Source organism: Dyadobacter arcticus (assembly GCF_011762185.1).
Taxonomy (GTDB): Bacteria; Bacteroidota; Bacteroidia; order Cytophagales; family Spirosomataceae; genus Dyadobacter; species Dyadobacter arcticus.
The window spans coordinates 1,546,254-1,568,545 of sequence record NZ_JAASQJ010000001.1 but is presented as its reverse complement, the minus strand read 5'-3'; the positions used below and the strand labels follow the sequence as shown (position 1 = coordinate 1,568,545).

General features: G+C 41.7%; 23 protein-coding genes and 1 pseudogene. 13 read left to right on the top strand and 11 right to left on the bottom strand.

Translation table 11 applies throughout. The features are described 5' to 3' along the window. Window positions 1-191 precede the first annotated feature (191 nt). The 7 genes from FHS68_RS06750 to FHS68_RS06720 all read right to left on the bottom strand — a co-directional run bounded on the left by FHS68_RS06750 (window position 192) and on the right by FHS68_RS06720 (window position 8,072). Window positions 192-1,376 (bottom strand): hypothetical protein, encoded by a 1,185-nt coding sequence (locus FHS68_RS06750; RefSeq protein ID WP_167268363.1) that lies wholly within the window; start codon window positions 1,374-1,376, stop codon window positions 192-194. Window positions 1,377-1,539: 163 nt separating this feature from the next. Then, window positions 1,540-2,478, bottom strand: coding sequence for a helix-turn-helix transcriptional regulator (locus FHS68_RS26640; RefSeq protein WP_310588515.1), 939 nt, complete (start codon window positions 2,476-2,478; stop codon window positions 1,540-1,542). A gap of 65 nt (window positions 2,479-2,543) precedes the next feature. After that, on the bottom strand, window positions 2,544-3,116 hold the full coding sequence (locus FHS68_RS06740; protein ID WP_167268361.1) for a GNAT family N-acetyltransferase: 573 nt from the start codon (window positions 3,114-3,116) through the stop codon (window positions 2,544-2,546). A 198-nt stretch (window positions 3,117-3,314) separates the two neighbouring features. Continuing rightward, on the bottom strand, window positions 3,315-5,306 hold the full coding sequence (gene mobC, locus FHS68_RS06735) for a conjugal transfer protein MobC (protein ID WP_167268359.1): 1,992 nt from the start codon (window positions 5,304-5,306) through the stop codon (window positions 3,315-3,317). A gap of 13 nt (window positions 5,307-5,319) precedes the next feature. Beyond that, the gene (locus tag FHS68_RS06730) at window positions 5,320-6,615 is read right to left on the bottom strand and encodes a relaxase/mobilization nuclease domain-containing protein (RefSeq protein ID WP_167268357.1); all 1,296 of its coding nucleotides are present in this window, start codon (window positions 6,613-6,615) and stop codon (window positions 5,320-5,322) included. Next, window positions 6,603-6,992: a plasmid mobilization protein gene (locus FHS68_RS06725; protein ID WP_229211787.1), complete on the bottom strand. Its 390-nt coding sequence runs from the start codon at window positions 6,990-6,992 to the stop codon at window positions 6,603-6,605. Before FHS68_RS06725 ends, FHS68_RS06730 begins: the two co-directional genes overlap by 13 nt. Window positions 6,993-7,190: 198 nt before the next feature. Continuing rightward, on the bottom strand, window positions 7,191-8,072 hold the full coding sequence (locus FHS68_RS06720; RefSeq protein ID WP_167268353.1) for a DUF8464 domain-containing protein: 882 nt from the start codon (window positions 8,070-8,072) through the stop codon (window positions 7,191-7,193). A 136-nt stretch (window positions 8,073-8,208) separates the two neighbouring features. On the opposite strand from FHS68_RS06720, the gene FHS68_RS06715 reads away from it, so the two are divergent. The 5 genes and pseudogenes from FHS68_RS06715 to FHS68_RS06695 form a co-directional block, all read left to right on the top strand. Next, complete coding sequence (locus FHS68_RS06715) at window positions 8,209-8,487, top strand: hypothetical protein (RefSeq protein WP_167268351.1); 279 nt, start codon at window positions 8,209-8,211, stop codon at window positions 8,485-8,487. A 196-nt stretch (window positions 8,488-8,683) separates the two neighbouring features. After that, on the top strand, window positions 8,684-9,211 hold the full coding sequence (locus tag FHS68_RS06710) for a hypothetical protein (protein ID WP_167268349.1): 528 nt from the start codon (window positions 8,684-8,686) through the stop codon (window positions 9,209-9,211). A gap of 55 nt (window positions 9,212-9,266) precedes the next feature. After that, window positions 9,267-9,659, top strand: a complete 393-nt coding sequence (locus FHS68_RS06705) for a VOC family protein (protein ID WP_167268347.1) — start codon at window positions 9,267-9,269, stop codon at window positions 9,657-9,659. A gap of 383 nt (window positions 9,660-10,042) precedes the next feature. After that, window positions 10,043-10,420 carry a DUF4174 domain-containing protein gene (locus tag FHS68_RS06700; protein ID WP_167268345.1) on the top strand — a complete coding sequence of 126 codons (378 nt, stop codon included), beginning with the start codon at window positions 10,043-10,045 and terminating at the stop codon, window positions 10,418-10,420. Window positions 10,421-10,426: 6 nt separating this feature from the next. Further along, window positions 10,427-10,843: pseudogene (locus tag FHS68_RS06695) on the top strand (DUF4385 family protein); the annotation flags it as partial. Here the strand turns inward: FHS68_RS06695 and FHS68_RS06690 are convergent. Together FHS68_RS06690 and FHS68_RS06685 are read right to left on the bottom strand one after the other, a co-directional pair. Further along, window positions 10,746-11,429 carry a 2'-5' RNA ligase family protein gene (locus tag FHS68_RS06690; protein WP_310588513.1) on the bottom strand — a complete coding sequence of 228 codons (684 nt, stop codon included), beginning with the start codon at window positions 11,427-11,429 and terminating at the stop codon, window positions 10,746-10,748. The pseudogene FHS68_RS06695 and the gene FHS68_RS06690 sit on opposite strands and share 98 nt — an antisense overlap. Then, entirely contained in the window at window positions 11,429-11,956 is a 528-nt protein-coding gene (locus FHS68_RS06685; RefSeq protein ID WP_167268343.1) for a peptide-methionine (S)-S-oxide reductase, read from the bottom strand. The genes FHS68_RS06690 and FHS68_RS06685 overlap by 1 nt, the downstream gene beginning before the upstream one ends. Window positions 11,957-12,067: 111 nt before the next feature. Between FHS68_RS06685 and FHS68_RS06680 the strand changes: the two genes are divergently transcribed. Next, the gene (locus tag FHS68_RS06680; protein ID WP_208408180.1) at window positions 12,068-12,631 is read left to right on the top strand and encodes a flavin reductase family protein; all 564 of its coding nucleotides are present in this window, start codon (window positions 12,068-12,070) and stop codon (window positions 12,629-12,631) included. Window positions 12,632-12,760: 129 nt separating this feature from the next. Here the strand turns inward: FHS68_RS06680 and FHS68_RS06675 are convergent, their stop codons facing one another. Continuing rightward, on the bottom strand, window positions 12,761-13,885 hold the full coding sequence (locus tag FHS68_RS06675; protein WP_167268341.1) for a DUF4062 domain-containing protein: 1,125 nt from the start codon (window positions 13,883-13,885) through the stop codon (window positions 12,761-12,763). Window positions 13,886-14,133: 248 nt separating this feature from the next. Between FHS68_RS06675 and FHS68_RS06670 the strand changes: the two genes are divergently transcribed. The 7 genes from FHS68_RS06670 (at window position 14,134) to FHS68_RS06640 (ending at window position 21,309) form a co-directional block, all read left to right on the top strand. Continuing rightward, window positions 14,134-15,066: a BRCT domain-containing protein gene (locus tag FHS68_RS06670; RefSeq protein WP_167268339.1), complete on the top strand. Its 933-nt coding sequence runs from the start codon at window positions 14,134-14,136 to the stop codon at window positions 15,064-15,066. A 45-nt stretch (window positions 15,067-15,111) separates the two neighbouring features. Continuing rightward, a complete protein-coding gene (locus FHS68_RS06665) occupies window positions 15,112-16,308 on the top strand; it encodes an SAVED domain-containing protein (protein ID WP_167268337.1) in 1,197 nt (398 codons plus the stop codon). After that, a complete protein-coding gene (locus tag FHS68_RS26635; protein WP_167268335.1) occupies window positions 16,295-17,629 on the top strand; it encodes an SMODS domain-containing nucleotidyltransferase in 1,335 nt (444 codons plus the stop codon). Before FHS68_RS06665 ends, FHS68_RS26635 begins: the two co-directional genes overlap by 14 nt. Before the next feature lie 300 nt (window positions 17,630-17,929). After that, window positions 17,930-18,307 carry a helix-turn-helix domain-containing protein gene (locus FHS68_RS06655; protein ID WP_167268333.1) on the top strand — a complete coding sequence of 126 codons (378 nt, stop codon included), beginning with the start codon at window positions 17,930-17,932 and terminating at the stop codon, window positions 18,305-18,307. 96 nt (window positions 18,308-18,403) lie between these two features. Then, complete coding sequence (locus FHS68_RS06650; RefSeq protein WP_167268331.1) at window positions 18,404-18,763, top strand: hypothetical protein; 360 nt, start codon at window positions 18,404-18,406, stop codon at window positions 18,761-18,763. Window positions 18,764-18,765: 2 nt separating this feature from the next. Continuing rightward, entirely contained in the window at window positions 18,766-19,953 is a 1,188-nt protein-coding gene (locus FHS68_RS06645; protein WP_167268329.1) for a PDDEXK family nuclease, read from the top strand. Window positions 19,954-19,986: 33 nt separating this feature from the next. After that, a complete protein-coding gene (locus FHS68_RS06640; protein ID WP_167268327.1) occupies window positions 19,987-21,309 on the top strand; it encodes a hypothetical protein in 1,323 nt (440 codons plus the stop codon). A gap of 217 nt (window positions 21,310-21,526) precedes the next feature. Here the strand turns inward: FHS68_RS06640 and FHS68_RS06635 are convergent, their stop codons facing one another. After that, window positions 21,527-21,997 (bottom strand): JAB domain-containing protein, encoded by a 471-nt coding sequence (locus FHS68_RS06635; RefSeq protein ID WP_167268325.1) that lies wholly within the window; start codon window positions 21,995-21,997, stop codon window positions 21,527-21,529. Between the last annotated feature and the right edge of the window lie 295 nt (window positions 21,998-22,292).

Genomic DNA, 22,292 nt, shown 5'->3' with positions numbered 1-22,292 from the left:
TCCCTTTGACGTTTGTCTGGCTCTTCCGTTGACTTAGCAACTTTTTTAGGTCCTGTCTTTATTCCCATTTCGATAATAGCTTTATGTACAATTAGATAATTGTTTAAGACAAAAAAGCTATGCCATCGATTGCCATAGTCAATGGCATTACCTTAGTTGTTCAATCACCCAAAAGGAATGGCTGCCTAAGATCATAAATCCCTAATTTGCTCTGTCAATCTGGTCATAATGTCAATCAGCAACGATTTATCCCGTTCCTCAACCGAATAGCTTTTCACCCTCAGGCTGCTATGGGAAATGTCTGTGCGGTGTGGGGTAGAAAGGTAAGGAGCCACAGATTGGAAAATTGCTGATAGTGATCGCGCCGAAATAATGTTCGATAAGTCAGCGGCTTTAAAAAAGATTGAAAGTTGATCAACAGTAAGATTGCATAAGACTTTATCGGAAGTCTTTCTTTCATACTTCTTACTAGCCTTTTGGGTCTGCTCGCCAAGGTCTGAGAAAACAGTGCCGCTTCTTTCAGAATGGAAATTAATCTCCTGAATGAACCAGCTATTGATGGTCAAGGTCAAATCCTCGAATTGATTATTAAAAATAATATCCTTCATGACAGGAATTTGATTGAATGTCTTTTGCAAAAAGGTAAGGGCTTGCACTCTTGATGAGGGATCTTCAGAATTGGCGATTCCCTCAGAAAATTTGGAAACTAAATACTTCACGAACAATGGAGAATTGAAATTTCGCTCTATCATAATTAGTTCTAGCTGTTCGAATGGTGTAGTCATTTCCAATAAACCGTTAGGGTAAGTGACTGCATGACTTACACTGACCCAATAATCAAGCTTACGCATTGTAATTTCGCCGCCTCGATGATCAGAAAATATGTCGCTGAATGCTTCGGTTACTAGCTTCGATAATTTCAGGTTACTTTTCATGGCATCACGATTCCCTAGCGTGCGGAGATCGTGGGCATCGGGAGTGATGTTGACCAAGTTTAGCGAAATGTCCCGATCGACGTGACTTCTATAACGGTTTACAATAAACGCAGACACTTCGCTAAGGCATGAAAAGACGCTTTCCAGCGCGAGACGAAAGTTATTCGCTTTGGTGGGAATTTGATTTAAGTTGTTGTTAGCAATTTTCATCAAACTCACTGCCGCAGATAGATAATGGTTAACTGAATTTCTGATCTGCCGCGTTTTCTGTTCTCGAAAGACAAACTGTTTGAACAATAAGATAAGCCGCTTCTTTTCACTAGCAGCTTTTTCCACAATCGCAATGGATTGATAATTATCCAAACGTTCTGGTTCTGTTCTTTGGGGATCTAGCTCATGAACCATTTGGTCAAGCCAGTCAAAGGCATACTCGTGTCCCATACCATATAAGTTAATATCACAATAGCACTGAATACTGTGACAAAACTCAAAGATTTAGGGCACTAAGTAAATACGAGAAAACAACTATTTGAATGCTTAACACCTACGCAAAAAGACGCAAATCATATACGCATAAACACGTATTTCCAGCTGAAACCCTGTTTTACCCACTTTCCCAAATATCTAAGCGATTGAGTAGCTCAACACGATTCGATACTCCCAGCTTCTCAAAAACATTCTGAATGTGTTTACTCACAGTCCGCTCAGATATAAACAATTCCTCTGCTATCATCCGATATGTCTTACCCACCCGAACCAAACGTACAATTTCCTTTTCCCGGGAAGTGAACCCGACAGTCCCCAGGTTTATCTCAAACCGCTGTGCAGGCGAAATGTCGGTTGCTTGCAACTGGCTGATCATGTGCTCTATTAAATCCAGTTTTGAAAGCGACGCTTGCCCATCTGCGCTAGTCAGCTTTATTAATCGTTCGTACTCTTCTCTACTTTCCCGAATTGACCGTCTGATGAAAAGTATGGTAATGACGACGAAACCAATGTTTGTCAATAATGCTTCGGGCACCTGGTGGATTCGAAAGAAGGCGAAAAATGGAAGAGATGCCCAGGGTATCACGGCCATATAGACCGCCGTGACCTCGAAGAAACGGCGATCTTGAATTTCTTTCTTGTATTTTGCCTGAATTGATTGCTGAATGATATAGAGTAGCAAAAGAGCATAACCAGCAGGAATAACCATTCCATAATTGATGGCCTTGTCTATGTCGCCGTCAAAGATAAATTTGCTGGGAAATATGACTGCGAATGGCAGTAGAATGAATAAAGGAACACCATACAAAGCATGCCATCGTAAACGCGCCAGTTCAAATGCCTTATAAAAATAGTAAGGAAAATAGGCCCCCATCAGAAATCCCATGCCGTATGCTATGGCATATTGAACAACCAGCGACGGGCTTTTGAGGTTGGGATCAGGAAAAAACCCGCTGGCCACATTCTTCAATATCAAAAATAGCAGCAAACCCACATAGTACTTCCTATGCTTATCCTGAGGATGTGCTAAATAATAAAATACCTGATACACGAACATAATGAGTTCGAGTATGATAAACAAAAATGTAACAACGTGCATGTCCGTCCCCCCAACCCGCATACTTACCGATCATTTCTAATGAGAAAAAGATTGTATCCAAAGTCCAGCTGATTGTATACATCAAGGCCGAACTTCTTATACCACGGGATGTTTTTCATCGTGGATGTCTCCAGATAAATCGGTCGTTTCATTCGCTCTGACTCTTTAATTATCTCAGCCATGAGCTTCTGACCTACTCCGTTGTTCTGGCTATCCGGGCGGACCCCGATAAACCACAAGTAAAAAATCTTACTTTTGGGATAGTTCTTTGAGATCTCTTTTTCACGCTTTATCGCCTTAGAGACATTACTAAACCCAATACCATTCAGGATAAGTTTCACCTCCAACCATAGCGATTTAAGGGTCATTTTCTTTCGCTCGGGAAATGAAATCAGAGCGCATCCACTCTTATCATCCGATACGTACACCTTCCCAAAAAGCTTACAAGTTTCGTACGAGTAATCCATCAAGGCTCGAATTCGTTTGAGTCTCCGGTTGTCGGCTGGAATAAGATAATTTACGCTTTGGTTGTCTTTAAATGACTCTGTCAGGATGTCTACGATCAACCCTTTGTCGTCTGATGCTGCCTCTTTCATAATAAGAATTTTGGTGTAACAAAGTGCCATTATTCAAGAGGAGGTGCTGCGAACATAATAAAAATCGTCCAAAATAATTCTGTAATATTTACGAATTTATTGGAATCAGATAAGAAAATTTGACACATAAAATGCCATCTCATTCATTTTCAATGGAGTACATTTTAATATTTTTAGATGAATCTGTATCAACTCTTGTTAGTCCGATGATTTATTTATAAGCAAATATCTCAGCGATGAATCCTCCATGATCCTCTCCATTTCCGACTGAACAATGCCTTCCACATCGCGCTTTATTTGCAGATAATTTTGCTGAATAATTCCTGAATCGACCTTTCGGACTATCGGCAAGTCGATCTTTTCATATGTCTTTTTTGAGTTGCGCTCATTGGCGATAAACCGTGCATGGAAGCCCTTTAGATCAATCTGCTCATTGGGATTATCAGCAACAAAGCCAACAAATTCTCCGGAACTCAATGAGGAAATTGTTGATTGCGGAATTGCTGCATCCAACTGATGAGATTTGCTTACTGAGGTGTCCATGCGGTTGATCGACAAACTGGTTCGGCGCTGCATTATCTTCCCAAAACGATCAGACAACTGCTTGGCGGTTTCACCACTTACTTGTCCACTAATGATATTTCCCGTAATGTTCATGATTACCTCCGCATAGTCTTTCCCATAATCCTTTTTCAACTGGCTAAAATCCTGTATACCAATCGTCGTTGCTACTTTATTAGACCTTGCAGTAGCAATTAAAGTGTCCATATTATTGAGGTAAACGGTTGGAAACTCATCAAACACCAGACTGCTTTTCAACCGGCCGGGTTGATTCACAAGCTTGACCAGGCGGGTAATGTATAGGGAAAGAACGGCACCGTATACCTGGATTTTTTGTGGATTATTCCCCATACAGACGATCTTCGGATCATCCGGCGTGTTGATATCTAGTGTAAAATCATTGCCTGATAATACATAGTATAGTTGTGGAGAAGCGAGCCTGGCAAGCGCAATTTTCGTCGACCCAACTTGACCTTCCAACTGCTGCATAGCGTCGTTTAAATATGCAGTAACAAACGGGTTAATCAGGACTTCAATCTCTTTTTCTGCTCGAAGGATTGTAAAAAGTCGGTCGTAATCCGTCTGCATTAATTCAATCACATGCGGCAAAGAACAGAATTCTCCCTCTTGGTATCGACGCAAAAACCAGATGATTGCAGTCATGAAGTTGATTGAAGATTCCACAAAGAAATCACCTTGCCGCTTGATCCATTCTCTGTTCAATCCCATAAGTATAGTGCGGGCAGACTCCACAGCATCGGTGATGTCGACCATCCCTGAACTATCCAATGGATTACAGCGATGACTACGCGATAAGTCGTCAAAGTTGATCGTATAGAATTTCGGTTCAACAGCATAATTTGTCTTATTTTCCAGCCATGCTGTGTAGGCAAGGGAGGACAAATCGCTGTACTTAAAATCATAAACAAACATTGAAAACCCCTTTTCAATGTGCTGTAAAATGATGTGCCGAAAGACAAAATACGTCTTTCCAGATCCTGGCGATCCGCTAACAAGTAGCCCTCTGAAAGGATTAATGACGTTGATCCAACTTTGTCTCCATCTGTTTTTGAATCGATATTCTGCGGGGAGATTGATCGAATATTCATTCTCCAAACATTGCTCGAATTGAGGAAATGTCTCGTTCTCCTTGTTAAAAATATCTTGGCTAAGACGGGCCGTAATCAGCCTTGAAAATTTGCTTCCGCCAGATAAAACTAACAAGAAGCCAGCCGACGAAACTACGATATATAATGTCGCTGCTACGTTTTGCGGGACTACCATTTTCAGAACAAAGACGCTCAAAAAATAAAGCAAAAGCCCAATAGATATATTTATTAATCCATGCTTTAACCTGACCTCCTCCCCTTTCTTTCCCTTGACACCGACCAACGAAACAGTCAGGAAGATGAGGGCAATGATCTTGGTTCTATTGAGTGTAGAGAATAGGCCTGTTTTTGAAATTTTATCCAAAATCCGGTCTGACATTACTGATGTTAGATGCCAGTTCTGAAACACTTCATAGCAAAAGTAATAGAAGTGAATTGCTAAAATCAGCAGGCTTATCAGCCGGGTCATATCCGTAATTTTGCGAAGACTTACGTCATTTTCGCCAGTGTTAGATGCCATAATACTTTAATTTTTATAGTGATTGAGACAATGATTTTTTCTTTTTACGTCTGCTTGAACGTAACCTGCCAGGCGTGAAGCCATCCTGTTTTACCGGATCAAACAGGGCATCCGGCCCATCTGAAATCCCATTTTCATTGTGCTGGCCTAGCGGATGCATAGAATAGTTTTCAGATTTTGGAGCATTCAGATTACCTAATCCAGTTTGTGACTGGCCTAATATTAGATTATGCAAAAGGACATTTTCTGTCTCCGGGTTTACAGGAAGGCACCGCTCTTGAATCGCCTTCGCGCTATAATTCTTTCCAAGCGAACTACCGTTAAAAACCGCCTTTGTCCGGTGATCCACATAGGTTATTCCGTAAATTAAGCCCGTCTCGTTTTTCCTCAATACAGTGTCAATACCATCCCGTCCCAACGTGCTCATTAGCCGATCAATGGTAACATTCGCCTTTCCATACAGTGTAAAATCGATGGCATTCTTGACTCTTGTCTTGTCTGATTGGCGCTGTTGCTCGTTTATTTCGAACCGGTTTTGCAGGTATTTTAACGTTGGCTTTTGGTGAAAATCACTGGCCTTGATAGGCACCCCCACCCGCTCGCCTTTGGCATTTAAAAGACGGTAGTGGAGACCTCCTTTCTTGAAAGTCCGTGAGTCCTCGCTACCTCGATCCGCCGCCACATTATACTGGTTGAGCACTGCATTTAACTCCGGAATGGACGTAAATTTGTACTTGTCGATCACTCCCGCCAGCACATTCGCAATCGCTCGTTTGGTTTCCACTTTCCCGTAATTGGCGCTAACCATCGCCGGTTTGAGGTGTTCGTTTTGCTGTTTTCGTCCGTCTGCTTTCACGAGATTGAAGTCAATTTCGATTTCTTTTCGCGCCTTCTCTGATTGATTTCTGCCTAGGTTATGCAGCGGTACCCTACTCCCATCAGTTCTGATATTGGTTGTCAGAAGGTGGATATGCGGATGTCCAGCATCCCGGTGTTCGTACACCAGGTACGGCTGCTCTGCAAAACCGATCTTCTCCATATAACTTCCAGCAATTGCCCTCAATTTCTCCGGGTCGTACTGCTCGGAAGGATCGAAATTCAACGAAACATGTACGCTATTGATCTTTGTTCGAAGGTTCAGAGAAGCTTGCTTTTCGAGCAAATTTAGTTTCTGATTGAAGGTCAAATCGACAGCCTCTTTTGGGTAATTTTCCGCAGCCAAACACACTGCTTGCTCCTCGGCAACCTTCCTCTCATTGTAGGTCAAAACAGCCCTTAGGCTGCTGCTTGTATGGATCACCGCAACCATTGATCAGCCAGTTTATTGATGACCGATTTGACCTGCTCCAACACTGCAAGAATCTCCTCGTTTTGTGAATTCTGTTGCTCTAAATGGCTCCGAAATTCCGAGATTTGACTGAGTGTATGAAGCCTTTTCGTTGCCTGATTGGAGTTGTTGCCGAGGCGGCTAACCTCCACGCGGACCCTGGTAACTTCACGCATTAAGTCGTCTGCAGATTGGTCACGCGTAACCACAGACACAGGCTTGTTTAACAGCACCAGGCGCATGTACTCGCTGAGCTTTTTACATGTTGAAGATTTGCACTTTTTTTCGATCCGTGCTAACTCGCCAGGTGATAGGCGTATAGTTACTCTTTTCGTCTTGTTTGATTCTTTTCCTTCCATCACATACCTTTTTCACGTTTTACATATCTCACACAAACCGGCCCCGACTTCGGAGGGGGACGGCCAGATCGGTTCACAGAACCGACAATTGTCCGACAATTGTACATCTGGCCGATTGCGGGTAAGAGGCAATCCAGCCAGATTTTTCACAAGTCAGATTCGGCAAGTCTTCCATTAGACTCTTAGAGTTCTCAAGTCTTAAAAACTGCTGATAAGCCATTCGTTGAGATCCTTAAAGCCTTCATACAAGCCACTGGCGTCATTGTATTTTTCGCTGATGGCCATAGCGGATGAAGTACACCGAAAACCTGCTAGGTCTCTATCGAAATAGAGATTGATGTGGTCATGGCGTTCCAGGAAAGGCCGCGCGCGCTCAAACATGGAAACTGAGTTTAGTATCACATGATTCTCCGGCGCTTCTACCGTTTGCGTCATGATGGTTTTGTATGACAGGAAATCAAACATCCCTTCGAACACAGAGACAGTCGATGCATCTGTATCAATTGTGGTTATATCTTTCGGACTGCTTCCAACCTTTGAAAACGAATTGCGCAGCTCGTAACCTCCCGAATCATTTTGCAAACCCAAAGCGAAATAACGATGGTCTCCGATCCGGTAATTAGCCTGCTTGCAATAACGCATTGCGACTTCCGTAAAAACGCATCTCGACGATACGTACCTGATCAGTGATTTACTACTTAATTCCGCTGTCGATAAAATCTCGATTGGCCTTTGGGTAACATTCCAGATTCTGGGGATGGGTCGCGGTCGGGGTTTGTAAAAGGAAAGATAGTCCGAAAATATATCGATTACCTGGCGGACGGTACATTGGTAAAACATGACTGCAAAATCCACAAGGTTGCCGCCTCTTCCCACACCATGATCATACCATCGATTGAGATTTCGATTGACTTTGAATGACGCGGTTCGCTCATTCCTAAATGGAGACAGATACCAATGGTCAACGTTTCTGATTTTGTTGGGCTGAAATCCCAGCTCCAAAAGATAGTCAACAATGTCCAATTCCTTGATTTGGGCTAATGTAATCAGTCCTTCATTACCCCTCGTTCTCTCGCTCATCTCCTTAATGTTTTGGTACGCGACGGCGAAATTAAAGAACCTGATTGTCAGACACCTATCCTAGGTAAATTCTCCTTAGGATCGTTTCAAGGGCAATTGGTAGCTTTGTACAGTTCCAATTCTAAAACAAAAAGACATGATGAACGTGAAAGATTTGACCAGTGTGTATGATACCATCATGAGTATCCCAGGAATGAATGACCAAATCAAAATTGATTTGAAAATCAGCAGACGAAATGTTTTGCTGCTGACCCAGGCAATCAGAAGGGCACTTAGAATTCCTGGTGATGAAAGCAATCCCGACTTGATCGACATAGCTTCAAATGAGTCGAAGGATGAACTATTGGCATTTTCAGCCGATTGTTTGCAAAAGTCTGGTCTGGTGGACTTGAATGACCGGCTAGCGAAGTTGTAAGAAATTTTGGGTCGTAATGGCTACTCAGTCAGAGGATAACATCTCAAACTAATATTTAGATCTACATAATTTCTCGCAGCCACTTGATTTTAAGACGCCATTTGGATATTTTTGAAATCATTAGTTTGATACTTAAAATATCTCAACTGTTCATTCATCAACAAACTGACTTTTCGCCATGACTACCAAATTCCCAATGACTACGCGAGAACTTTATCATAGCGTGGGACTTTCAACTTCTGACATTACTAAGATTGACGATCCAACATTTATATGGGTGATTGCCGCATTCGCTAAAAGGTTAGACGAACCAGCAGCTGCATTTTCTGATTTCGGTTGTGCTCTGAATTTGGTCAAACGAGTGAATGCATTTGTTGAGGGTGGTGTTGGCCTCAGGCCAATTTTGAGATCCTCAAACAAGCTCAAAACGGACAAGTATAAACGTTTAGTTGACGTAGGCCTAACACCTTACATGATTAACTTTAACATGAATCGAAACGGCATTGAACTGGTAGATGATCTTGGTGCGGACCTTGATGAACTAAGTGTCGACAAGTTGATGCATAATTTGAATAGGATTGGCGAGATAGCGCCAGTTAATCTGGACGATAATCTTCACGGAACATTTTGGGCACCAAATGGACACCTTGCAATCAAAAAGGCCAGAGTATTTAAAGCTGTATTAGATTCTTTAAAAGACAAACGACTAGCCGACCTCGTTTAAGACCGGGAATACCCATAGTGACCAAGTTGTAATCTCTAAATTTCTAAATCTCATTATGAGCGCAGACATCAAACTGAACATTACACCGTTCCTAGTAGTCACCGATGCTTCGGGCGCATCCGCTTTCTACGCAGCGGCATTTGATGCTGCTTTATTGGAAAAGTATACCAACAATGGCAGAACAAATGCGAGAATTAGAATGGGCAATGCAGATTTCTGGATTGGGGATGAAGAATCGGAATTTGACAATCTTAGTCCGACAACAATAGGAGGAAACCCAGTTCGCATGATTTTGACAACTTCGGATCCCGACACAATATTCGTTAATGCATTGAAGGCCGGAGCTACCCAAATTTGTCCAGTCACGGTTCAAGAAGATTGGAAGATTGGGAAGCTCAAAGATCCGTTTGGGCACATTTGGGAAATTGGGTGTCCGTTACAAGGATGAGAATTGAGAAATTACTAACCTGGATTACTCCGCTGATGCTGGGAGCATTAGTGGGTTTTTACGAAATTTTGCATGGACTGTTTTATGTGGTTTATGGAACGCTGGACCAAAAGAGAGACTATCCACTTGAAATTGTTCTGGGGCTGCTCATTGTGGCTTTATGCCTTGGGGGGCACTGGCTGATTCGACGAATCTCTCATTCAATAATCGCACCATCTGGATCACGGAATTGATACTGGTAGGCTTTATTATATACGGTTTTTATCGTTCGTAACAAAAGCTGCTCGAAAATCTATCGTTGCCGTTTCAATTTGCCCCTATTATCTCGCACTAGCATTCGCTAAGATACATCCTTCTGGCAAAGTATTTGAAATGCAGTTCGCATGAAAACACTATTCGGAATAATGATTATCAGACTCATCACAACTGAGTCTCCGAGACAGATACTGGTTTTCTATACAAACAGCGGTTTAGTAAAACAAAAATCGCAGATGGCGATCCTGGATGCGCATCAAAAAGAGATGATCGAGCGCGATATTAATGTGCAACGCTTTCCTTCTTCAGGGAAGGATTTGTCTGCTTGGAAGAAGTGGGACATCGATAGCTCCAGTTCATTCACCTTGATATTAGTTGGCCGCGATGGTGGTGAAAAGTTAAGATGCACCGGGGTAGTGAGTGCCGAGAAGTTGTTTGGCTTGATTGACGCTATGCCGATGCGAAAAGATGAGATCAAGCGCAGTCGAAGTAACAAGCCAAAGTAGCAACAAATGGGTAAGCGACTACCAAAGGAAACTCCATCTTACTTAAACTTTGACGAGGAAGCCTATTCCTGGAAGCCGGATGTTGACTACAAAAAGCATCCGGAGGTCTACCGCGTCGGCAAAGGTGAGCAGGGTGTTTTGATCTGCGAACCCTACAAATCAGAGGTCGGCCAGTTCTGGCGATTTAAGACCGAGGCTGTTGCTGAGGAAAGCAGCAATAAGATTTATGAACTGTTCCTTAGCTATTTGGAAAGACAAGACTTTGTAGGTGCAGATATGGCGCGTAAATATCTGCAAATGGGTTTTACCAGGGCACGCCGCTATGCTAATTATAAGGGCGGAAAGAAGTACGATAAGGAAAATGATTATCAGCCTTTACAGAAAGGAACTGGTCAGCAGGAAAAAGCAGATGCTGCCGCAGTGTAGTGGCGACAGGCTGAGGGCAATGCTCTTTATGCTCAGATGAAAACGGATTGGAAATACAAGTTTGGTTGAATTTGCCCAACGCTAGCTGTTGAAGGGGAAAGTCCTGATAAACTGCCCACGGCCCGCCAAGGTATCTCCACAAATGGATGCCTTCGGCCGTAAAGCAAAATGGCTCGAAGGTCGATCTAAGCTCGGCTTGCAAGTCCTTCGCATTAGAGCCCTCCACCTTGTTTTGAACAGTTATATGAAAATTCCTTTTCTGTTTATCCTGATTGGTAAGAGACTCCTGAAAATGTGTTTGCAAATTCCGATGCAGCACACTCAGTTCTGGTGAAATAACCTTGAAGGCCGTCCCGCCCCCAAGTGAAACAATCTGATCGACCTTTACATCAAATACAGCCTGACCTGTGGTTAACATTTGCATCTTATCAAAGATCCACGGCTCGTCGGGCAATGCATTAAATAAAGTCAGATGTGCATTCAGGTAATTCCTTTCCTTTGGAAAATTCTCCCTTCGCAAATCATCGAAATACGCTTGTGCAGCCGAAGCGATGGCTAACGTAGCGACTAGTGGCTGGTTCATCAAATAGGGCTGGTATTGGAAAGGTGTTTAGACTTGTTGTCATCAATTTCACCAGAAAACCTGATCAGCAAAATCTTCAACTTGGGATCAATGAACGTCTTGCAGAAAGGCTTGTCAGGATTTTTCGAATAATAGTCCAGATACCTTTCATCATTCAGCCTGAACTTTCCGAATGGGATCACCTCAGTAATAATCCTCTCATCAAAGTCCGCCTGCAATTTCTCAATCGCCTGGTTTGCCCAGTAAAACTGTTCGTCGGAGAATGTATAAATCGCAGATCGATACTTGGATCGCTTGGAGTGGTCGGACGTACAGCTATGTGTATGAAGGTGAATTTCGATCAGTGTTGGCAGGAAAATTTGCGCCGGGTAGGATTCGACAACGACAGCCTCGGAAAATCGGGCCGGATTGTCATCAGACGCGATCCACCCCTGGCTGACATGGAGTACGCCTTTCAATGATTGAAATATGGCTTCGGTACACCAGTGACAGCTTCCACCCAATCCAATTTTTTCAAATGCTGTCATGAGATCGTTACAATTAACAGATATGCTGCTAACTAAATTGGTAGAATTTACGCAAGAAACGGGTTTTCACCGAGCATAATAATGAAGTGTTTTGTAAAAAAACACAAACGTATGCATCAAGTAAGCAATCCTTCCATATTATATTTTGGTACCCCCGTAGTTTTGGTCGGCACCACTAATAGCGACAACACCTTTAATTTAGCGCCCATTTCATCTGCTTTTTGGCTCGGTTACCGTTGCATGATCGGGATTGCGGCGCATTCCAAAACGACAGAAAATATCCTTAGGACACGTGAGTGTGTATTGAACCTGCCGTCGGTCGATCAGGTCGAAGCCGTTGACAAACTCGCACTTTTAACCGGGAGCAATCCAGTTCCTGCCGGGAAAGTTGCGAAAGGATATGTACATGAACCGGACAAATTTTCCAGGGCTAATTTGACGCCAGGCAAGTCTGATATAGTAAAGGCACCACGCGTTCTCGAATGCCCTGTCCATCTCGAAGCCCAATTTGTTGCAATCCATCCTTTTGCAGCTGAAACAGGAATTGAAAACATCCGAAGCGTAACATTGGAATTGAAAATCGTTCGCGTCCATTTAGACGACTCCATCCTTTCTGAACGAAATGGCGATCATGTTGATCCTGAAAAGTGGAAGCCGCTGATTATGAGTTTTTAGCAATTTTACGGGCTTGGCTCTCGGATACACCCTTCAAAACTCGCATCTGTCCCTGAGAAATTGTACAGAACGCCGGATACTGAGACCGCGGATAATTTTATCAATATTCATGGTTGATGTTCTGGAGGATCACGTCGTTTGATCCAACTCAGCTGCAAGATCAAATCCGGATTTTGTTAGGGCGAAGCTCTTACTACTGTCATACCTGATCAAACCCTGACTTTCAAGTTCATCTACGACCGCCTGCCAATGTGCTGCTATTTTTCCTGTTGGATTCGGCATATAGTTGTGGCCGTTCACAACCAAAATAGGCTTTCGCCCCGTCGTACGGTATAGTATTTCTCCTTTATCATTACTGGCCGCCCTGATTAACAGTTCAGCAGCATCGTCGGTCAGTTCTGGAATTTCCTTTGTTATATTCGTAAGCTCACTTGCCAACTGATCACAAACCTCAAACCCCAAATCGGTTACCTTATAAATTGATCCGTTTTTTGTCACAACCATATTCATGGTTTCCAATTCTGACAGCGCTGACTTCCATTTAGCCTTCATACGAGCTGACTGCATTTCAACAAAATTTTGACTCCCCGCTATAATATTGAGACCGTCACGAGTTTCACTATGGAGGATTTCTCCATGATCTGAATTCGCTGCGGCCAATAATAATTCCTTTGCTCCGACCGATAACGCCGGGTCTTCCTGTTGCTGATTAGTTTCGCTGCTTCCCATTAAAAAAAATTGAGAAAATTGCGAATTGTTTAAAGTCAATGCCAAATGAGTTCGAAATGAGTTTTCAAACTCATACTGGGTGGCGAAGGAATGAAGTATGCCCTCATTTTGGTACTGATTCCTTAGATCTTGAACTGCCTTGTATTGATCGTGATTAACCCGTTGAGGTTCGACAAGTTCATTTGAAAAGTATAGAAGTGTGGGCAGCCCCTTGCTTACATGCAATTCAATTTCTTCAACAGTCCCACTTGAATGCGTTCCTGTTGGGGTACCTAGTCGTGTCCAAAATATTCCAACGAGAATGTCTGCGTTTGCCAAGACCTGTTGGTTAATTAAGCTTTGCGGTCGTGCTCCCATATTAGGGGAAGAAGTATGCTTCCAATCAATCGGTAATAATACTATCGCGCGATTTTTTGAATGAACAATATTCCACTCGTAAATCAATCTTCTAGCAATTTCTTTGACTTCATCTACATCACTAGGTGAGGCGATCATCACATTATAAACTTGGGCAGTATATGACATATCCTGAGATTTGGGTTTCAACGTCTAGCAATTTTTTAAAATAAAAAAATCCAAGCAAATAGAAATAGCGAGAATATACATTGAACTACGGGAATAGTAAGCGATATAAGTGGCCTTGCGCCTCAGATAGCCTGAACATCGAGCTGGACGCTTTACATATGCTTACCGTTTAATCAATTCTCTTGCGCAAGAAGTTAGGATGATTACTCCCGATACTTATCCCAAAAGTAAACCCAACTCAACCTCCCATGCTCGACACCTCTTATTTCAACACTTACGACAGCGGCTCATTCCGCCAATTCTGCGGGCCGGCTCAGGTTCACAAAGATTTGAACACCCTTTACGGGCTAATCGCTGGCATTCAAGCGGACGGCCATATTAATGACAACGAGATTGAAATGCTCCGCGCGTGGATCAGCTCTGTTTCCAGCTTGCAGGCCAAGGCTCCTTACAACAAGTTTGTCACCAAGATCAATGCCGTTATCAGCGATGGCGTTGTCACAGAGGAGGAGGCTGAGGATTTGATCTGGCTTTGCAAGAATTATCTGGATTACAACCGGAATCCATATTATGATGTGATCACATCTTCTACGCAACAGCTTGGCGGGTTTCTGGCTGGGATCTCCTCGGACCAAACGATCAACATTGAGGAGCTTACCGCTTTGGGCAATTGGACTTCCAACAATGCGCCCATGTTTAAGACCTGGCCATTTGATACCCTGCTGCCAGCCATTGAGCGCATTCAAGCAGAGCGACAGTTATCGGCTGACGATCACAGCGAGCTGCTTACATTCTGCCAATCCATTACTTCCATCAGACCAGCCGAACAAGAGAAGGTCACCATTCCTGTCAAGCTTGCTGAGCAGCAGGTTTCAATCCTTATTCAGGAATGCACAGCGCCGGCTGCCAGCTTTTGCTTTACCGGAGAGTCTTCGAGGTATTCACGGAAGGAACTGGCGCAGATTGTCGAAATGTACGGAGGACTTGCCGCCGACTCAGTAACCGCAAAGCTTCACTATCTGGTCATTTGCGACGTGCGGAACCCTGCATGGGCATTTGAAATGTACGGCCGAAAGGTGGAGAAGGCCATGAATATGAAGAAGAAAGGTGCCGGGCCGGAAGTGATATTTGAGGAGGATCTTTTTAATTGTCTAGTTGACTTTGGCTTCACTCACAGGTAACTGGGTCCTGCTGCTATTTCCATTCATTAACTATTTCTCAAAATTATGGCCGAAGTCACAACCATCGAACTGGATAACTATACAGTCGATAAACGCCCGAGCATAAAGGAACCCGATAAAGTCAAACTGTGGGTAAGATCCGGAGGAAGGTGCGCATACTGTAATAAATATCTACTTGATTTAGAATATGATGTAAACATTGGAGAGATGGCCCACATTGTTGGCTGGACAACTAGCAAGAAGTCCCCGCGAGGAGAATCTGAGATGCCATTGAATGAAAGAAATCTAGTTGAAAACATGGTTCTGTTATGCGCCGAGCATCACAAGATAGCGGACTCAAAAGAAACATTGGAAGTCTTTACTATTGAGCGTTTGATTCAATTGAAGACAAGTCATGAAGCTCGAATTTTTCATCTAACTAATCTCGAGAATGATTCAGAGTCGGTAGTTATACGGCTATTAGGAAAGATTCGCGGGACGACTGTTGAGTTGTCTCAACAAAGAGCTAGGCTCGACTTGCTGGATTCTGAGAACAAATTTGCGCGGTTTTTAGATAGCTTTGATAAACAAGGTATTGAAATTGATTTGACTGGTCTGTCGGAGCCGGAAGATAGTTGGGACGCTTACTGGTCAATGGGAAAATCAATAATCGATAGTTCTATTCGAATAATCGAAGAGGGGGTGCGAAAAGGTGCAATTCGCCATCTCGCGATCTTTGCATTTTCACGAATTCCTCTGCTAACCTATTTCGGTTATCGGCTAGATGACAAAATCCCGACATCATTGTTCCAGAAACATCGAGGTAACTCAGAAAGTTGGGTTTGGCCAGAAGATGGCGATGATATTGAATTCGAAGCTATTCAAACGCGAAATTCGACCAGCTCTAATGTCAGCCTAGTTCTGAACATAAGCGGTACAATAGATTTATCCACAATTCCGGATTCGCAAGACCAAAATATTTATGTTCTTCGTCCCAAAGATGTGTTACCAACTCGGGATATAGTGAGAAAGCGTAAATCTCTCGAGAATTTCACTAAGACCTACCATGATTTTCTAAGCCAGATTGAAGTAGATCATAAATCCTGCTCAGAAATCAGGCTATTTTTGGCTGTGCCTCTCACCGTCGCAATTGTGTGTGGAAGAGGCATAATGCGTAATGTGCATCCCCCTCTCACAATTTGGGATTATACCGGCCAAACTTATGCACCAGCACTAACCATCAACACTCGTGAAACTAACTAACTACTTCAAACATTTTCTTGAAAATGAGGTCAATCTTAATTCTACCAGGATCGACACCTTAGACGATCGAACTGAGGCGATCACTAATTTTCTAAAAAACTCGCAACAATTCAAGGATAAGTTCTTGGATATAATCCCCCAGGGATCATACGCTCATAAGACAATAATCAAGCCCTTAAAGGTGACAGATGAGTATGACGCGGACGTTTTACTTTATATCAAAGAGTTTGAAGATTGGGAAGCTTGCGATTATGTTAATAATCTCTTCAAAACATTCAAAGGAAGTATCTACGAAGACAAGGCAAGTCGCAAGACACGCTGTGTGACCATAAAGTATGCAAATGATTTTCACCTTGATATCGTTCCTTACTTAGAAAGGCATGGTGAGAAATATGTGACTAATCGCCACGAAGATCTGTTTGAACTAACTGATCCTGAAAAATTCACAGAATGGCTTGATGATAAAAACCGAATTACAAAACACCACTTTGTCAAAGTTGTCCGTCTGATTAAATTCTTGCGAGATTACAAGCGAACATTCAGCATTAAATCGATCATTCTAAGCACGTTACTTGGTGAGCAGGTTAACGACATTGCTCTTCTGGAGGATCCAAAATGTTATGAAGATGTCCCAACAGCTTTGTATACAATACTAGGAAAATTACGCTCCTACATGCAAAACAATTACTATATGCCGACAATTTCTGATCCCGGAGAAACAGGTGAAAACTTCGGAGATCGATGGGATCAAGACGGATGGTTAGTGTTTCGAAACAAGATCATCGATTACTCTGAAAAAGTGACTGATGCCTACGAGGAAACTGATTTACAAAAAAGCCTTTCAAAATGGCAAAAAATCTTTGGTGAAGACTTCAAAAAACCTGATGAGAAACGAAGTATGGAGCGAAGGCTGCCCGATGGCACCTTGATTCAATTCGATAATACCGAGCAATATCTATCTGATGTCGGTTTGAGAGAACAAATAAATGTGTCTTATACTGTCCAGATATTAGGTAGAGTTGCAAAGAAGGACGGTTACATGGATTACAAACTAGCTAATAGAGGAAGCAGGGTGAAAGTTGGGCGTTCACTATCTTTCGGGATTAAATGCAATGTACCGTGGCCTTATGAGGTCTATTGGAAAACCTTAAATCGTGGACAAGAAGCACTGCGGCACAATTCAATACGAGGGCAAATTGTAAAAGGTAGCATTACGCATTCTGAGGTAACAAAATTCCGAGGTAATCACTTTGTAGAGGTATATATTGTAAAAAACGGCGTTTGTGTCGCAAAGGACAGACAATCAGTTATGATAGTCTAAGAATAGGTCATAGCAGCAAGGGGTCAACTCGCGCGTAGCGAGCTGCGACCATAGGCGCGGTAGAGCTGGTCTGCCAAGCAAAGCCTTCGGAATCATTGTCTGAGTGTGGATGTGTGTTCATTTCGTTGATTTTTAAGTGTGTAGAAATTCTTGCATTTACGTTTTCTGCAAAGCACGGACTGCCGCGGCCTGATCCCAACACATTCGCCCGGTAATATACATTGCAATGCCTTTAAGATATCCGAGCACTTCCCGGCAGATTTATATAAATTGCTTTTTTTAACCAAACACCCTTTCCACATGGCACATACTACCTCCAATCCGAAGATCCACGAAGGCCGTAACTTAAAAAGATTCAGGGAGATGCTCCAAATAAAGCAGGATTATTTGGCGTTTGAGCTCGGCGAAGACTGGAACCAACAAAAAATCTCACTCCTCGAACAAAAAGAAAAGATTGACTCCGACATTTTGGAGCAAGTTGCGGCAATTCTTAAAATCCCGGCTGAGGCGATTCAGAATTTTGATGAGGCAAAGGCGATTAATATTATTACGAATACTTACCACGATCATTCCAATGATAACTCCTTTAACCAGGGCACCATTTATTTAAATCCTGTCGAAAAGATAATTCAGCTTCATGAGGAGAAGATTGCTTCGTATGAGCGGATGTTGAAGTAGAAGGATGAGATGATGGGGCGGTTGGACCGGTTGATAGCAAGTAAATAACATTTGCGCCAAAGATTTAATGAATCAACCTAAAAGCAAAAGGTACGTATGGAAATATTAATAATTGTATTGTTCATTCTAGGGATATTCGCAATTTTATTCTTAATCGACTTTGTAAAGAAAATTATTGATGTCACTAGAAGTAGTGAGGAAATACTTGAACTGTTTAACAAGGCGGAAAACTTTCATGTTGAGAAATTTATTCTTCATTCGAGGCCACCAAATTTTCAGTTAGAGAAAATCAACTTATTTAAGGTTGATAGTCTTAGTAAGGCATCTCAACTCGCCTGCAAAGTTCAAAAAGATAACGAGCATTTAAAAAAAAAGCATATTCACAGAGCTATCACTGAAACAGAAATTTCAATAAAAACGTATAAAGAGATGTCCGACATTTTTAGAATTAAATAAATATGTTCTACTCATCCCTATTCAAAAATCTTGAAAAAAAAATCTCACTGTTATTTAATTATAAAAGTGAAATTCACTCAACTATCAGTGCTAGTACTGCCGAAGCTCAAAAACTCTTATTAGAAAACAAGGGAATATGTGAAGAAAACAAAACAGTTCTGGCAACAATATTAGATCGAGAAAAATCCATCCAACGGATTGTCTCGGAAAAATCTATTGGCTTTCCCTGGTTAGCTGATGCTATAAGTGAGTTTCATAAATATCAAGATTTTGAAATCGCCCACTACTTAGAAACCAAGAAACATCCGGCTCGTAAACAAGCGGAAGATATTAGAAATTTAGCGATAGAAAATAAAGTTTTACGAAAGCAGAAGAAAATTGCGGAGAACTTTGTGAAATACTATGAATCTCTATTCCCATGGATTCGAGAATATGTTGGCGAAGATTTGGAACATCTTCTATCGCTTGTCGGACAGACCAAGGAGATTAGTGAAGAAACAACCGATCCAGTCCAAAAATTTATCACTAATGAGCAATATAAGAATCTTCCTTCAAGTGAAAAAAATCAGTTGGCACTTGATAGATATCTAGTTTCACGAAAACAATCCCAGCAGATCGGCCGAGATTACGAACGATATGTTGGATATCAATATGAAATGAAGGGATATGCGGTTGAGTACATCGGGATCGAAATGGGGCTGGAAGACCTAGGGCGTGATCTTATTTGCAGAAAGGATGGGAAAGTTGAGATTGTTCAATGTAAGCATTGGGCACAATATAAAGATATTCACGAAAAACACGTAAATCAACTTTACGGGACTGCTGTTAAATTTTACATTGAACAGTTCCAGAACTCTGGTAAAGAGAATCAATTATTTCTATTTCCTGAGGTGTTTGCCAAAGGAAATATTTCCGCAGCTATATATACTTCAACGACATTATCTGAGACTGCTAGAAAATTCGCGGCTGCCTTGGGAATCAAGATCCATGAAAAGAAACCATTGGAACGATATCCAATGATTAAATGTAATGTTAGCCCGAAATTTGAAAAAATATACCATCTTCCATTTGATCAGCAATATGATCGAACAACGGTTAAGAACAAAGGTGAATTCTACGCTATGACAGTGAAGGAAGCCGAAGAAAAAGGTTTTAGAAGAGCATTTAAGTGGAAAGGAGACAAAGTGTAAGAAGAGCAGATAAATTCACTAACATTATAAATCATGATGGAGTTGAATTCTCGTGAAATTGCCAGTTTAATTTTGATTGGGCTGGCATTCATATTTTGTGTTCAATATGCCGGATCATCACTTTTTGAGGTTTTAAAAAGACTCACTGCGAAACCAATAATTGTCGTCTTACTTCTATCAACTCTATGGACAGCAGGTATTGTGACGCTATTGGAGAAGGTAGGCATTTGGAATCCATCATTACTAAAAGCGACTGTGATTTGGTTTATTACAACCGCGCTTGTCACCCCGTTCAAAGCGGTCATAAATGAGTATTCCGTTTTCGATAGAAGAGTTATAAGTACGACACTTCTCGATAGCATAAAATTAACTGAGCTTATTATTCTTGCTATATCAGCATACACATTAAATGTATTTTATGAAGTAATTCTGGGAGCTGCACTCACCCTAACTGTTCTCTTATCTGAGACTGCGAAACTGCAAGGAAATAAATCTGTCACTACTTTTTTTTCTGTTATACAAATTATTCTAGGTTCTATTTTAGTAATCAACTCAGTATTTGGATTGATTAATAACTTCGACGGATTTTGGAACACAACAACGCTTTACGAATTTGCAATACCAATTGTACTAACTTTCTTGTATTTGCCTTTTATTTATTCGGTAATTGCATATGTTACTCTTGAATTTATCTTGATTAGGGTGCCAAACCATATCCCTAGAGAAATTTTGCGTTACTCAAAGTTCAAGGCTATCATGGCATTTGGATTTGATAAAACTCAGTATAAAAGGTGGATTCATAATTTGATTGTAAATCCGGTATCAACTAAACAAGATGTAAATAAATCTATTGCAGACTTATTAAAATACAAGCTAGAAGAACGTAATCCGACGCATATAGATGCCAGATTTGGATGGTCCCCTTTTGTCGCCAAGAAATTCATGGAGGAAGTTCATCTTGGAACAGGTGACTATTTGAACAATTATCAGGATGTTTATGGCGCAACCTCAAATCCTATGCAGGTAACGAATACTGTACAAAGTAAGATTCACTACTATATTGAAGGGACATCAGAAGTAGTACAGATGATTCAGCTGACTCTAAATTGTAATTATGTAAAAGACAAGAGTCAGTCTTTACAAACCTTTGCAGATTATTCAAAACGCTTAGTGATTAATTCATTAAACATTGGCCTAGATGAAAACATCGAACAGGCAATTTACAAAATGAGGAAGCATAGCATATCTCATGAAGGAAAGTCCATCACTTTGACAGTTACCAGATATGATCCCGGAAAGCAAAATGAAATATTTGATATGAGAATAACGATTAAGACATTATCAGTAAACAATTAACAGATCGATCAGGCGATCCTTTGCTGATATAAACATTGATCTCGTTAACCATCTCGATCAGGCGATTTTTATCAACATCCTAAGCTTCCAACCAGCTTAGGAAATCGGCAATTTGCGAGAGCACATGCTGTCTTTTGACAGCTCTTTGAACTTTAATCTGCACAATCTGATTTTCATAGTACTCTCGAAGTACTTCACAGTAAGATTTGAATAACCTTTATATGCATCCATCATTCGAGAAGGAATAGAACCCTTCCGCCGTTACGATCAAATGATCCAAAACCCGGATATTAAGCACCTCACCTGCCTTTCTCATATTCTCAGTAATATACTTATCTGCATCACTCGGCACGAGCTGCCCGGAAGGATGATTGTGTGCCAGGATAATCCCTGTTGCATTGGCTTTCAAAGCTGCTGCAAAAACGATCCTTACATCAGCACTTGCACCCGAAATCCCACCTTTGGAAACTTCAAAAATACCTAGCACGCGGCTGGCATTGTTCAATAGCAGTATCTTGAACTCTTCAATAAATTCAAGTCTATCGGGGTTCCAGCTTTGCATCAGCACATTGTATGCATCTTTGGACGATGCTATTTTAGGACGCTGACTTGCTTGTACATTGGTTTTGTAGATCAGCTGAATTTCTGCCACCTGATACAAGTTTGAGACATTTGCGAAGCTTTCCATAATTACCTTGATTTTGAAGTGATTGAATGAATTATGGCGCTTCATTCTGGCACTGGGCAAGCAAGTAGTGGAAGCAACGGAATAAAGGAAAGCATGTGCGCAGGTAGGCATTTATGCCCGTGTTTATGCCGGAATTTCCACTACGCCCCGCAGCCCTGTGCCTACCTTGGTGGCATCATTGATACAAGAAACTCTTCAGGGCATTTCAGCGGTCTTCATAAAATTTTGGGCGAGGCTTTTCATAATATCAGTTTCTATTCCATTGATAATCAACGGGGTACAATGGTCGTGGCGT